A 13,524-nucleotide genomic window follows, 5' to 3' on the forward strand; every position below is an offset into this window, starting at 1 on the left:
CGTGCCATAATCATAGCTTTAATAATACCGTGTCCATTATATAATTCAAGTGTATATTTTAACAGTTATTTTTATTTGTTTCCAGCACTTAATTTATCAATTATCAAATGGCACGAACAATATTTTAATTCTCTCCCCCATCCCCCTCATCTCCCTCATCCCCCTCATCCCCCTCATCCCCCCAGGTTACAAAATTGTTAATGGCTATGCAGAAATGCTGCCATCCTGATTGCTAAATTAAGAGACGAACGCAAAAGCAGCAATTTTGAACCTGATCAAGCGCCAGCAGTCCATCAACAGAAAACATGGAAAAATTACAATTTACCCATTCCCTACAGAGCTTTTTGGTGCATAAATAAGATTTGACTGCCGACTCTTGTCAACGCTGGCCTATTTATAGCTAACGTTATATAAGAGAATTTTAAAACCGTAACTTTAACTTGTACGACAGGGATATTTCACAAGCATGGTTCAAGAACGCACATTACCCAAATTCGACTCTGCCACCGTCCAAATTACCAAAGCAGAAGGGTTGCGGTTATACGAAGATATGACATTAGGGCGGTTTTTTGAAGACAAATGCGCCGAAATGTACTACAGAGGCAAAATGTTTGGTTTTGTCCACCTGTACAATGGTCAGGAAGCCGTTTCCACAGGTATTATTCAAGGCGCAATGCGCCCAGGGGAAGACTTCGTTTCCAGCACCTACCGTGACCACGTTCATGCTTTGAGTTCGGGTGTACCAGCCAGAGAAGTCATGGCAGAATTATTTGGTAAAGCCACAGGTTGCAGCAAAGGGCGTGGTGGTTCCATGCACATGTTTTCAGCCGAACATCGTTTATTAGGTGGTTATGCTTTCGTAGCTGAAGGTATTCCTGTTGCCGCTGGTGCAGCATTTCAAAGCAAATACCGCCGGGAAGTATTAGGAGACAAAAACGCCGACCAAGTAACAGCTTGTTTCTTTGGAGATGGTGCTGCCAACAACGGTCAATTTTTCGAGACATTAAATATGGCAGCGTTATGGAAACTGCCAATTTTATTTGTGGTAGAAAATAATAAATGGGCGATCGGCATGGCACACGATCGCGCTACATCAGATCCCGAAATCTACAAAAAAGCCAGCGTGTTCAACATGGTAGGCGTAGAAGTAGATGGAATGGACGTTTTAGCAGTTCGCCAAGTCGCACAAGAAGCCGTAGCCCGCGCCCGTGCAGGAGAAGGACCAACCCTCATCGAAGCCATGACCTATCGCTTCCGTGGTCACTCCCTAGCTGACCCAGACGAACTCCGCAGCAAAGAAGAAAAAGAATATTGGTTTTCTCGTGACCCAATTAAAAAGCTAGGTGCTTATTTAGTAGAACACAACCTGGCGACAGAAGCAGAACTTAAAGCGATCGAGAAAAAAATTCAGGAAGTCATCGACGAAGCAGTCAAATTCGCCGAAAGCAGCCCTGAACCAGATGCCAGCGAATTATATCGTTTCATCTTTGCCGAAGACGAGTAACAGGGTAGCAGGGGAGCAGAGGAGCAGGGGGGAAAGATTAATTCCTTCTTTTTCCTTCTTTCTTCTTTCTTCTTCCTCCTGAACTCCTGACTCCTGACTCCTATTCCCTATTCCCTATTCCCTATTCCCTATTCCCTATTATTGTGTTTACTATTACCCAACAGCAGCAGCAATACAAAACCTACATCCTCACGGATAATACCGCTAACTCCCAATTGGAAGTAGTTCCAGAAAGAGGTGGCATTATTACCCGTTGGCGGATTCAGGGAGAGGAAATTCTCTATTTAGATGTGGAAAGATTCGCTAACCCGGAGTTAAGTATTCGTGGTGGTGTACCAATCTTGTTTCCCATCTGCGGCAACTTGCCAGATAATACTTACACCCACAACGGACAACAATACAGTCTCAAACAACATGGGTTTGGGCGAGATTTACCTTGGGAAGTGTCTGAACAAGACACAGAAGGTCGGGTAAGTTTAAGCGTAGTTCTCAAAAGTAATGAGTCAACACGCGCTGTTTATCCCTTTGATTTTCAAGTAACTTTTACCTACACCCTGCAAGGTAATACTTTGGTGATTGATCAAGTTTATCAAAACCTGTCATCCACACCAATGCCCTTTTCTGCTGGGTTTCATCCCTATTTTCAGTGTGGTGATAAGTCACAGTTAGAGTTTGAAATTCCCTCTGGACAGTATCTAGACCAGAAAACCAAGGAAATGCACCCCTTTAACGGTAATTTTGACTTTAACCGCGATGAAATAGATTTTGCTTTTGGACATTTGCGGAGTCAGTCGGCTACAGTCACAGATAATAGCCGCAAATTGAAATTGACTCTTGATTATGACCATATCTATGCTATGCTCGTGTTCTGGACTCTCAAGGGCAAAGATTTCTATTGTCTTGAACCTTGGACGGCTGGGCGTAATTCGCTAAATACTGGTGAAAACCTGACTGTGTTAGCGCCAGGAGCAAGCAAAACTACCTCTGTGAAATTAACGGTGAATTTTTTCTAAAAAACCCTTGACAAATCTAGAGAGAGTTTGCTACATTTAGAAAGTTGCAAAATGCAAAAGGGTCGCTAACTCAACGGTAGAGTACTCGGCTTTTAACCGATTAGTTCCGGGTTCGAATCCCGGGCGACCCATTTTTTAGTTTTAATTTTGTTTCGCAATAATCCTTCAGCGGTTTTTTCGGCAAATGTGCTAAAGCAGTTTGCTGTGGCATAAAATACGACAGAACAGACAAAGTTGATTGTCGATTTCGTTAATCATCCAACCATAAATAACCTTTCTCTCCTGTACCATTACCTTTCCATCCTATTGGTTGATTCATAGCTTTAACTTTAAAAATAATTCGTTTTGAATCTTCTGATGATTGTTCCCAATCCTCAATTATTCCTTGTAAATAAGATAATTCTTTTTTGGTTTCATGAAGTGCAAAGTAAATACCTTTATCTAATTTTTCTTTAGTTAGATGATCTTTATCTACCCACCAATGACCGCTTCTGAAATACCCATTATCTAATCTTTCCACTCTAAGTCTGTTTTCACAGATAACATGGATTCCCGCAACTCTTGACATTTGAACGTTTCCTTTAATTATTACACTTGTATTTTTAACGCCTGAAAACTAGTTCATGGTATTACAATACTATAATTTAACTAGAATTTAAAATTCACATTTACATTATTTAAACAAAATATTTCTGAAAATCAAATAAACAGTTTCTACCCTACAAAAAATCCAAAGTGATAGAGTTTTATTTTTCATAAATTTTAATTTATCAAACAAATAGCTACCTTTATATACAGAAGGAATTAAAAAGCTGTGCTGATGAAAAATCTTACCACAGGGCGTGGGGTAGCCAAATGTTGTTAAAGATGTTGTTGTTTTTCTGTCCGGTTTTTCGAGCTTTCATTTGCATGAATTAGGAGGAAGACATCTTAGCATTTATGTAAAAATTACCTGCACAATTTTTATATAGAAGTTGTATTCACAATCTATTTTTGATAAAAATCGTACAATTTATTTTTACATAATGCCTTATAGGCAATGTCTAACCTCAAAAGGGTGAAAGCACTAATTTAGAAATTACGTCTCTGCGGCTAGTTGAGATGAGTAAATTAAAACTTAACACCTAGTTTTGAAAATTTGGTTGATCAAGGTGGTATCTGACGTACAGGCATTTACCAAGAATTGATACTAATTTGTGATTACAGTAGTTTCATCATCAAATAAAATTCATGGTTGCAGAAAATCAAAATACAGTAGTGGTTACTGGAGCCTCAACAGGAATAGGTCAAGCTTGTGCTTTGCTGCTAGACCAGTTGGGTTTCTCTGTTTTTGCTGGCGTGCGTCAAGATGTCCATGCTCAAACACTAAAACAGAAAGGGTCTCAACGGCTGATTCCGATTTTTTTAGATGTTACTGATGCGGAGTCAATAGCATCTGCGGTTGATAAGGTAACACAAGCAGTGGGTGGTGATGGGATTTTAGGTTTAGTAAACAATGCTGGTGTTGCTATCCCTGGACCTTTGGAATTATTAGCGATCGCCGAATTTCAAAAACAAATGCTGGTTAATGTCACTGGTCAATTAGCCGTAACACAAGCATTTCTAGGACTATTACGCCAAAGTCGCGGTCGAATTGTCAATATGGGTTCTATTGCTGGTAGAAGTCCGACTCCCTACTTGGGAGCTTACAATGCGTCAAAATTTGCCCTTGTTGCACTTACTGATGTGATGCGGATGGAATTACGACCTTGGGGAATTTCGGTTTCCCTGATTGAACCTGGTGCGATCGCCACTCCCATCTGGGAAAAGTCTCTCAGTCAATCGGAAATAGCACAGCAGGATCTACCACAATCGGCGCAAAATCTCTATGGTCAGTCCATGAATATTGTCCGCAAGAAAATGCAGATTCTCGCATCTGGGGGAATTTCTGCGGATATTGTCGCTCAGACTGTTGTCCATGCGCTAACTGCAAAGCAGCCAAAAACACGCTACCTCGTTGGACAAGATGCCAAAATCGGAGCCTTGCTGAAACATATTTTGCCCGATCATTGGCATGATCGGTTAATTTTATATTCAATGGGTTTGTAGATTAAAACTAGTTTGATATGGAATACAACCTTTAACACACTAAAAGTTAGACAAATCTAGTCAAACAGTTCCCAAATCTTGTAGGCTGTAGATTCTATGATCTACAGTCGTTTCTTTGATCCAAAAAAGCTAAGTTAGGAAAGGTGAGAATCTAATCAATTACTCAGAGGTAACAACATCCGATCCTCGATTTTTTCCCACTTTTCACGGGACACTCGCACCGCTGCTTCTTTACATTGAATCATGAGATAATTAGCATAAAGATAATTATCTATTGCTTTGATTTCTTCCTCAGATAAATTCACCATTTCTGGGGTGAGATTAAAACCTTGAAGCAAGGTTTCTATCAAATTTTTTGCAAAATCTTGATGTGCTTTTTTGGGTTGATTTCTATCAGGAATTGTATCTTTTATAGTCTTTAATTCAGTAAGTAACGCAGTTAAATTGAGGTTTTGATTATATATTTTTAATTTTTCTACCTCCTCAATGTATTTAATGGACTCAGTGATCGCTTTGGCGATGGCGATGGCGTTGGCGTTGGCGTAGGCGTTGGCGTAGGCGTTGGCGTAGGCGTAGGCGTAGGCGTAGGCGTAGGCGTAGGCGATGGCGTAGGCGTTGGCGTTGGCGTTGGCGATGGCGTTGGCGTTGGCGTAGGCGTTGGCGTAGGCGTAGGCGTAGGCGTAGGCGTTGGCGTAGGCGTTGGCGATCGCCACTGCACGTTTACCCACTGGTTTATAATCACCCTGAGAGCCTACGGTGACTTGTTCTGCCCAATTTAATAAGGCTTGCAGTTTTGGAGTGTTGATGTATTTTAGTGCTTCCTTTTCCATCAACGACAGCAACTCATCTGCACCACCCCCCATGACCCCAGCCACTAATAAAAACACCTCTTTCCAGCGTTTATCAATCAAATGTTCAGCAACTAATTTTTCAATTAAACCATGATCATAGATATACTGTGCTGTTAAATATTCCTGTAAAGTCAGATGAGAAAATGAAAATACATCTCTAGCACGTTCTACTAAAATTCCCTGTTCAATAGTCATAGCATCCAATAATTTACCAGCATCTAAATTTTTAGGTGCATTATCATTACTAGCTAGAAAATTTTGAATTTGATTTAAAACTTCTTTTTGAGAAAAGAATAGCTTATTTACCACAAAATTATGATAAGCTATTTCCGCTAACATGATTTTTTCTAAATCAATATCTATTATCTGAGAAATCGGCTCATTTGGTAATCTCTTTTCTGCTGCCCATCGTCTCAATAATATATCTAACGCATTACTATATAAAGTGGCTCGTTTTTTCGGTAAATTTTGAGATTCATCATATTCTAAACATAAGAAAGTTAATAACAAGGGTGTTCTAGCTAATTCCTTAGTAGCTTCTTCACTTTTAATTTTATTCCAGCATTTTTGGGCAGTACCTAATTTCTTATCAACTTCTGAATAGAACCAGTTATTAATAAACTGTTGAATTTGCTGATCATCAAAATCCGCAATAATAAATTCTTTAAAGTTATTGAACTTTTGGCGATAAGCCGCAGTACGACAAGAAATAATAAATGTATTTTGTTTGTACTGCTTAACAAAATCCTGTATTTTATCAATCACCAATTCAAAATTTGTATTCGGTACTTCGTCTAATCCATCTAATAAAAGTAATAATTTACCTTGCCGTAATACTTGATTAGTAAATTCTTTTGCTAATGGTAATTGACACGATACAAATTCTTGCTGAAGAATATCGTAAATATCAACTTTATCTGTAGTAAATTGTTTCAATTCTAGTAAAACAGGAATAATTTCTCCCTGAATTTGTCCAGATTTCCCTTTCAGTGCTTCTAGTCCTATTTTCCTTAAAAAAGTAGATTTACCTGCACCCGGTTGTCCCAAAATCATTAAATGTGCATATTGGTTAGCAATTTTTATTCCATCTTGTCTTGCAGATTTTTCATTAGTCAATCTGGAACTACCATTTTGACGATAATTTTTTTCTAATGCTGTTACTGATTCAAAATTGCTAATATCATCAGGTTGTAAACATTGAACTTCTGTATAAATATCATCTAAATTAACATATTGATATTGCGACATTCCCAAAACTCGCAACCGATTATATCGCTTTTGATAATTAAGAATGTATTGTTTAGAAGCTTGATAAATTATTTTTTTTGTTTTCTGATCTAACTCTATTCCTAAAATTTTAATATACAATTCAGCAAAATGATTAACTGCTTCATCGGGAGCAATTTCTAGTAATCCTATTAATTGATCTAAACTAACATGATTAACACCAGATAATTCTAATGAGCGTAATATATCCGTTGCTGAACCTTCAACAACTAAAACCCGGCTCATTGTGCCGCCATGCATTATTAAAGATATTTTTTGTAACTCTTGAATTGTATCACCAAGAACTTGAGAAATTTGATGTTTTCGCTGTTCAATTAACGCTTGTCTGTAGGCTGTAGGTGATGGAAAATCAGCAGGTTGCAAATTTAAAACATTTTGATTATTTCTGAGTTTATTGTCATCACCCAAGGTCATAATTACCCGCATTTTTTCATCACCCCTTGCATTCATTAAAGCTTCTTCTAGCAAAGGGTCAATTTTATGAATGTGGTGTTCTTTGAGGTTCATATAGTGCTTTTGGTACTTGAACTAAACCTTTACCTTGGCGTTCTTTATCCAGTCCTAAATCTTGACAGTTCATCAGAATTTCATCTAATAAATTTAGCACTGAGATATTTTTATTGTACTTCTCTAATATTAAAGCCGCTACACCAGAAACAATCGGTGTGGCCATAGATGTACCATTCCACGCTTCATAACCTCCACCTAAGACAGATGAATAAACGCTTTCTCCCGGTGCAACTACATAAGGAACATTATAAGATTGATAGTCATTTGTGATAGTAGTGTTACCGCTAAAGGATGCAACTTTATTTTTATTATTGATAGCACCTACCGAAAGTGAACCTTTACAGTTACCCGGAGTACGAGAACGGTTAAATCCTTCATTACCTACAGCACAAATGGGAAGTAACCCTACAGCTATTAAATCATCAATTAAAGAATTAAATAGCTCAAAATAACCTGCTGGTAAAGAAAGTTCACCCGCAGAAATATTCACTATATTGATTTCTGGTTGTAATGCTAACCAATCAAACCAAGATATCCAATCTGATAGATTACATACACCATTAGGAAACATAATACTGTTGATGATTTGCGCTTCTGGTGCAACACCAACTTGATTTCCACAAATTAAACCTGCAACATGAGTACCATGTCCAACTGTATCTTCAAATGGTACGGTTTGAATCTCCTGTGTCCTGGGATTTAAACGATAAGATTCAATAATTTTACCTGTGATCTCTGGGTGGTTTGCATCTATACCAGAATCGAGAACCGCAACAGTTATTCCTTTACCTGTTCCTGTAAATCCTTGCTGACGTGCGGTAATCAGAGATATAGCTTCTAAATGCCAAAGGTCATCTACATCTACTGTGCCTTTTTTTCCTATTATATTTCGTTCTGGCTGAATTAACTCTATTGGCAAATCACGTAAAATTAAAGCATTAGGTAAATCTTGACGTATTTGCTCAATATCTTCATCAGGTATATCAATAACTTGAGTACCTGTAATACTGGTACGGTTTTGATACCTAATGAGTTTATCTGCATCTTTTGAAGAGGATATTATTTCTCTAATTAGACCGCCACTGCCACAGAAGGGATCTAAGTAGGAGGAATCTAAGTAAGAGTTTATTTCTTTATATCCAGGGTCTTGTTGCCAAAAATTCACCACTTCTGCAACTTGTGAAGGACGACTTTCACGGGTAAATTTTCTCGATGCTAATTTAAAAGAACGCGCTACCGATGTTGTCTTAGGACGAATAATGTAAACACCCATGAAATACTCCTCACACCAACCTGAATAATAAACACTGGTATCAGCCCATATTCTAGTCATTTTATGGGATTATCAGTGAATATATCTAAAAAATCTAGTTAAATTTTATTATCCACACCTAAACCCCATGATGACCACCAAAACCACCTTCAACTCCTGGGTAACTTAATTTAATTAATTAATTTGCGCTTCTAGCCAAGATGACAAATCAGCTAAACTGTTAAAATCCAAAAGTGCTTCACTCAAATCTTCCAAAACAGGCAAAGGTAAGCCAGAAATTGAAGAACGCATTTCCTCAGACAATGTTCCAAACCGCTTCGTCAATTGTCGAGAAATTGCATTAGCCATAACCTCTCGTCCTTCTTCTCGTCCTTCTTCTCGTCCTTCTTCCTTGATTTCTCGGTAAACTCTCGTTTCTTTTAGTGTTATCCCTAACATAGACTCTACCTCCAAACGGCTTAGTTGTTCAAACTTGTACACCATAATCGTCGTAATCATCTCTATTATGACGCGATTTGATGGTGATGATACTTCTTGGCTGGTTCTGGTTAATAAATACCTTGCTGCTTCTGGTGCTTGTTCTTCTTCTACTGTAGTGAGTACCATCAGTGCTACCCATAAAGGTAATTGATGAATATCCCCCAATTCATCTAAATATACTCGATGCACTTGGTTTCCATTGAGTAGAGTTCGATGAGGATAAATATCGGTCTGTTCAATGCTACGAGATGGATAAATAATCACAGCTTCCCAATCACTAAATCTAGTACGGTTGCGGTAGAAATAGAGTGAAGATTCAGCAAATACTCGTTCATAAAGCTGTTCATCCTTTTGGAACTGCACTTCACAGAAATATACAACTCCCGCACCTTCATTTTCAGGTGGCAGAAACACCCCATCAATTTCAAATTTGGGTTCTTTGACAGCTACCGAATCAAATCTATAAGCATCTGCATTTATCGGAGGATTTGTCAAGAATTCAAATAGTAAAGTAGGAGATTGTTGAAACAGTTTGTAAAAAATAGAGTCCCGACGCATGAATAATTGTACTTAATTTATTTTTTAACCCAGCGATACATTTAAATCATATATTAGATTGGGAGCATCCCAATTGTTGAAAAATTTCTGGCAATTATAAAAAACCCCATTATGACAACCAAAACCACATTTAACTCCTGGGTAACTTGTCCTAAACCCAACCCCCAAGCTAAACTACGCTTATTCTGTTTACCCTACGCAGGTGGTAGTGCAATCATATTTCGCACCTGGCCTAATGACTTACCTCCAACTATTGAAGTGTGTCCCATAGAACTTCCTGGAAGGGGAAGAAAAATGAACTTACCTCCCTACACAGAAATGCAACCTTTGGTCAGTGAAATAGCTCAAAATATCATTCCCTATCTAGATAAACCCTTTGCTATTTTTGGTCATAGTATGGGTGGACTGGTAAGCTTTGAATTAGCTCGCTTATTACGCTCAGATTATAATTTAACTCCATTGCATCTATTTATATCTGCTCGTAATGCTCCACAAATTACTCCTGCAAAACGACCAATTTACAACTTACCCGATGCAGAATTTTGGCAAGAAATTCGTAATTTTAATGGTACTCCTGATGATGTCATAGAAAATGAAGAAATTATTCAACTTTTTCTACCAATTCTCCGGGCTGATTTTACGGTTTTAGATACCTACAATTACACTCATCAACCACCTTTTGATTTTCCTATTAGTGTTTTTGGTGGTTTGCAAGATCAAGAATTTACTGATTATGAACTAGAAGCATGGAAAGAACATACAATTGCGTTCTTTAATTTACATAAGTTTGAGGGTAATCATTTCTTTATCAAAGAAAGTCAAAATGTTTTACTGAAAAGCATATCTCAACAGTTACAATAAAAATATTTCCCTGAAAATAATTTTTATACTTGGGATAGAGTTATAGTTAATTAATTTTTGATATGGCTTCTAAATAATTAATAAATAACAACACACCAGACTGATCTTAGAAATCAAATTATGATTGTTCTAATTAAATTTGTAACAAATTATGAACCTAGCCAGCAGGTACGGCTATTGCGATTCCCATACCTATAAAACCGAACCAACTGAATTTGAAAGTTGGTGTTATTGTTTAACTAGGAAGCAAAACATTAAGCTTCAGGCATCGAAAGATTAAAAAAAATATTACTAGTATTGTTTGCCATTTGTGAAGCTTGAATTTAAGCCTCCGCAGTCCAAATACAGCATTGTACAGGAGATAGATATGGCACTAGTTCGTTGGGATCCCATCCGTGATATTGAACGTTTAGAACCATTTCGTGAACTTGAACGCTGGGACCCATTCCGCGAAATTGATACCCTCCAACGGCGGATGAATCGGTTGTTTGAAAGAATGATACCGGGTGATGGAGGTGAAAGAGCAGGATTAACTTTTATCCCTGCTGCTGAACTTGAAGAAACTGATGATGCCTTTAAATTAAAAATAGAACTACCTGGTCTGGAAGCAAAAGATGTCAATGTGGAAGTAACTCCTGAAGCTGTTTCTATTACTGGTGAAAGGAAATCTGAAACTACCACAGAAAAAGAAGGTTATACTCGTTCTGAATTCCGTTATGGCAAATTCCAACGGGTAATACCATTGCCTTCTACTGTGCAGCATGAACAAGCACAGGCTGAATATAAAGATGGTATTTTGCGGTTGAATTTGCCGAAAACAGAACCAGAAAAACAAAAAGCTTTCAAAGTTAATCTTGGTTAATTTAGTAGCAAGTTCTGATTTGTAAAAATCCAGTTTCTTGTTTCTTGTTCCCATACTCTGTATGGGAATGAATTCTAGAAGGTTTTCTCGTTTCTCGTTCCCATACTCTGTATGGGAATGAATTTGAGAAGGCTCTGCCTTCTATTAAAGCAGAGGCAGAGCCTCTGTGATGGCATTACCAGTCGGAGACTGGGAACGAGGTATTTATTCTACTCAAGCCCAGGGGGAAGATATGGCAAAAGTAGTAGGAATTGATTTAGGAACTACAAACTCTTGTGTTGCTGTAATGGAAGGAGGGCAACCTTTAGTAATTGCTAATTCTGAGGGACAACGGATTACTCCTTCGGTGGTAGCTTACACAAAAACTGGTGAACGCTTAGTTGGTCAAATTGCTAGACGACAAGCGGTAATGAACCCAGAGAATACTTTTTATTCTGTGAAACGTTTCATTGGGCGTAAATATGAAGAAATTACCCATGAAGCCACTGAAGTTACTTATAGAACTCTGCGGGATAGTAATGGCAATGTGAAACTCAATTGTCCCGCAGTAGGTAAACAATTTGCACCGGAAGAAATTTCTGCCCAGGTGCTAAGAAAGTTAGTTGATGATGCTAGTAAATATTTAGGAGAAAAAGTTACTCAAGCGGTGATTACAGTTCCTGCTTATTTTAACGATTCTCAACGACAAGCTACTAAGGATGCAGGTAAAATTGCTGGGTTAGATGTTCTCCGCATTATCAACGAACCAACAGCAGCAGCTTTGGCTTATGGGTTGGATAAAAAGGAAAATGAGACTATCTTAGTATTTGACCTTGGTGGCGGTACTTTTGATGTTTCTATTTTGGAAGTTGGGGATGGTGTGTTTGAAGTTAAATCTACTAGTGGGGATACTCATTTAGGTGGTGATGACTTCGATAAAAAGATTGTTGATTGGTTAGCGCATGAGTTTCAAAGTAATGAAGGTATTGATTTACGTAAAGATAAGCAAGCTTTGCAAAGATTAACGGAAGCTGCGGAAAAGGCCAAGATTGAGCTTTCTAGTGCGACTCAAACTAATATCAATTTGCCCTTTATTACTGCTACTCAAGCAGGACCCAAACACTTGGATATGATGCTGACACGGGGTAAATTTGAGGAGATGACAGCCGATCTTCTCGACCGTTGTCGTCAACCAGTCCAACAAGCACTGCAAGATGCAAAACTCAGTAATGCTCAACTTGATGAAATTGTTTTAGTTGGTGGTTCAACTCGCATTCCGGCTGTGCAAGAATTGGTGCGAAGGATGACGGGTAAAGAACCTTGTCAAGGTGTAAATCCTGATGAGGTTGTAGCGGTGGGTGCGGCTATTCAAGCGGGTGTATTGTCTGGTGAAGTTAAAGACATTTTATTGCTTGATGTTACGCCGTTGTCTTTGGGTGTGGAAACTCTTGGCGGTGTGATGACTAAAATTATTGGCCGCAATACCACTATCCCGGTGAAGAAATCAGAAATCTTTTCTACTGCTGCTGATGGTCAAAGTAATGTGGAAGTTCATGTTTTGCAAGGTGAGAGGGAATTAGCTAAAGATAATAAGAGTTTAGGTACTTTCCGTTTGGATGGTATTCCTCCAGCACCGAGAGGTGTACCACAAATTGATGTTACTTTTGACATTGATGCTAATGGGATTCTTTCCGTTACTGCTAAAGATAAAGCCACTAGTAAACAGCAGTCAATTTCTATTACTGGTGCTTCTACTCTCGATAAGCGGGATGTAGAAAAGATGGTGCGGGATGCAGAATCTCATGCGGAGGAAGATAGAAGACGACGTGAACAAATTGATACTAAAAATTTGGCTGATTCTTTAGTTTATCAAGCTGAGAAACAAGTCAGAGATTTGGGTGATAAGGTGAGTGCTGTTGATAGAGGCCGAATTGAAGATTTGGTCAAGGATTTGCGGGAAGCTATCAATCAAGATCATTTTGATCGGATTAAGTCTCTGAGCAGTGAATTACAGCAAGTGTTGATGCAGGTTGGTAGTACGGTTTATGCACAAGCGGGAAGTTCTGATGGAAGTAGTCGGAGTGAAGATGTGATTGATGCTGATTTTGTGGAAAATAAATAACAAAAAGCATGAATCCTAAAGTTTCATCCTTCTATTTCATCCGTGAGGAGGATGCTTTAAAAACCAAAGTTATCCAGATTATCACTAGGTAGGGATGAAAAAGTAAAAAGACTTGATTATATATCAATGGTCATTG

Annotated in this window: 10 protein-coding genes and 1 tRNA gene; 7 read left to right on the forward strand and 4 right to left on the reverse strand. The window is 38.3% G+C overall.

Going from position 1 to position 13,524, the window contains the following annotated elements; all coding sequences use genetic code 11:
- Window positions 1–466 precede the first annotated feature (466 nt).
- The 3 genes from pdhA to ACLLO5_RS24305 all read left to right on the forward strand — a co-directional run bounded on the left by pdhA (window position 467) and on the right by ACLLO5_RS24305 (window position 2,648).
- Window positions 467–1,504, forward strand: a complete 1,038-nt coding sequence (gene pdhA, locus ACLLO5_RS24295) for a pyruvate dehydrogenase (acetyl-transferring) E1 component subunit alpha (protein ID WP_413173046.1) — start codon at window positions 467–469, stop codon at window positions 1,502–1,504.
- 143 nt (window positions 1,505–1,647) lie between these two features.
- Window positions 1,648–2,517, forward strand: coding sequence for an aldose epimerase (locus ACLLO5_RS24300; protein ID WP_413173047.1), 870 nt, complete (start codon window positions 1,648–1,650; stop codon window positions 2,515–2,517).
- A 59-nt stretch (window positions 2,518–2,576) separates the two neighbouring features.
- Window positions 2,577–2,648: transfer RNA gene (locus ACLLO5_RS24305), tRNA-Lys, on the forward strand.
- Window positions 2,649–2,767: 119 nt separating this feature from the next.
- Here ACLLO5_RS24305 and ACLLO5_RS24310 read toward each other — a convergent pair.
- Window positions 2,768–3,085 carry a hypothetical protein gene (locus tag ACLLO5_RS24310; RefSeq protein WP_413173048.1) on the reverse strand — a complete coding sequence of 106 codons (318 nt, stop codon included), beginning with the start codon at window positions 3,083–3,085 and terminating at the stop codon, window positions 2,768–2,770.
- Window positions 3,086–3,747: 662 nt separating this feature from the next.
- Here ACLLO5_RS24310 and ACLLO5_RS24315 point away from each other — a divergent pair.
- Window positions 3,748–4,605, forward strand: a complete 858-nt coding sequence (locus tag ACLLO5_RS24315) for an SDR family NAD(P)-dependent oxidoreductase (RefSeq protein WP_413173049.1) — start codon at window positions 3,748–3,750, stop codon at window positions 4,603–4,605.
- 155 nt (window positions 4,606–4,760) lie between these two features.
- On the opposite strand, the gene ACLLO5_RS24320 is transcribed toward ACLLO5_RS24315, so the two are convergent.
- The 3 genes from ACLLO5_RS24320 to ACLLO5_RS24330 all read right to left on the reverse strand — a co-directional run bounded on the left by ACLLO5_RS24320 (window position 4,761) and on the right by ACLLO5_RS24330 (window position 9,564).
- Complete coding sequence (locus ACLLO5_RS24320; RefSeq protein ID WP_413173050.1) at window positions 4,761–7,250, reverse strand: NACHT domain-containing protein; 2,490 nt, start codon at window positions 7,248–7,250, stop codon at window positions 4,761–4,763.
- Window positions 7,222–8,586, reverse strand: a complete 1,365-nt coding sequence (locus ACLLO5_RS24325; RefSeq protein ID WP_413173051.1) for a S8 family peptidase — start codon at window positions 8,584–8,586, stop codon at window positions 7,222–7,224. The genes ACLLO5_RS24320 and ACLLO5_RS24325 overlap by 29 nt, the downstream gene beginning before the upstream one ends.
- 114 nt (window positions 8,587–8,700) lie before the next feature.
- Complete coding sequence (locus tag ACLLO5_RS24330) at window positions 8,701–9,564, reverse strand: Rpn family recombination-promoting nuclease/putative transposase (RefSeq protein WP_413173052.1); 864 nt, start codon at window positions 9,562–9,564, stop codon at window positions 8,701–8,703.
- 111 nt (window positions 9,565–9,675) lie between these two features.
- Between ACLLO5_RS24330 and ACLLO5_RS24335 the strand changes: the two genes are divergently transcribed.
- The 3 genes from ACLLO5_RS24335 to dnaK all read left to right on the forward strand — a co-directional run bounded on the left by ACLLO5_RS24335 (window position 9,676) and on the right by dnaK (window position 13,388).
- Window positions 9,676–10,425: a thioesterase II family protein gene (locus ACLLO5_RS24335; protein ID WP_413173053.1), complete on the forward strand. Its 750-nt coding sequence runs from the start codon at window positions 9,676–9,678 to the stop codon at window positions 10,423–10,425.
- Between the two features lie 367 nt (window positions 10,426–10,792).
- Window positions 10,793–11,287: an Hsp20/alpha crystallin family protein gene (locus ACLLO5_RS24340; protein WP_413173054.1), complete on the forward strand. Its 495-nt coding sequence runs from the start codon at window positions 10,793–10,795 to the stop codon at window positions 11,285–11,287.
- 232 nt (window positions 11,288–11,519) lie between these two features.
- Window positions 11,520–13,388, forward strand: coding sequence for a molecular chaperone DnaK (gene dnaK / locus ACLLO5_RS24345; protein WP_413176183.1), 1,869 nt, complete (start codon window positions 11,520–11,522; stop codon window positions 13,386–13,388).
- Window positions 13,389–13,524: the final 136 nt, after the last annotated feature.

It is taken from the genome of Anabaena azotica SJ-1 (genome assembly GCF_047275885.1).
Taxonomy (GTDB): Bacteria; Cyanobacteriota; Cyanobacteriia; order Cyanobacteriales; family Nostocaceae; genus Trichormus_B; species Trichormus_B azotica_A.

Coding starts and splice junctions, on each gene's coding strand:
- pdhA (WP_413173046.1), top strand. CDS start 467: ATGGTTCAAGAACGCACATTACCCAAATTCGACTCTGCCACCGTCCAA.
- ACLLO5_RS24310 (WP_413173048.1), bottom strand. CDS start 3,085: ATGTCAAGAGTTGCGGGAATCCATGTTATCTGTGAAAACAGACTTAGA.
- ACLLO5_RS24315 (WP_413173049.1), top strand. CDS start 3,748: ATGGTTGCAGAAAATCAAAATACAGTAGTGGTTACTGGAGCCTCAACA.
- ACLLO5_RS24320 (WP_413173050.1), bottom strand. CDS start 7,250: ATGAACCTCAAAGAACACCACATTCATAAAATTGACCCTTTGCTAGAA.
- ACLLO5_RS24325 (WP_413173051.1), bottom strand. CDS start 8,586: ATGACTAGAATATGGGCTGATACCAGTGTTTATTATTCAGGTTGGTGT.
- ACLLO5_RS24330 (WP_413173052.1), bottom strand. CDS start 9,564: ATGCGTCGGGACTCTATTTTTTACAAACTGTTTCAACAATCTCCTACT.
- ACLLO5_RS24335 (WP_413173053.1), top strand. CDS start 9,676: ATGACAACCAAAACCACATTTAACTCCTGGGTAACTTGTCCTAAACCC.
- ACLLO5_RS24340 (WP_413173054.1), top strand. CDS start 10,793: ATGGCACTAGTTCGTTGGGATCCCATCCGTGATATTGAACGTTTAGAA.
- dnaK (WP_413176183.1), top strand. CDS start 11,520: ATGGCAAAAGTAGTAGGAATTGATTTAGGAACTACAAACTCTTGTGTT.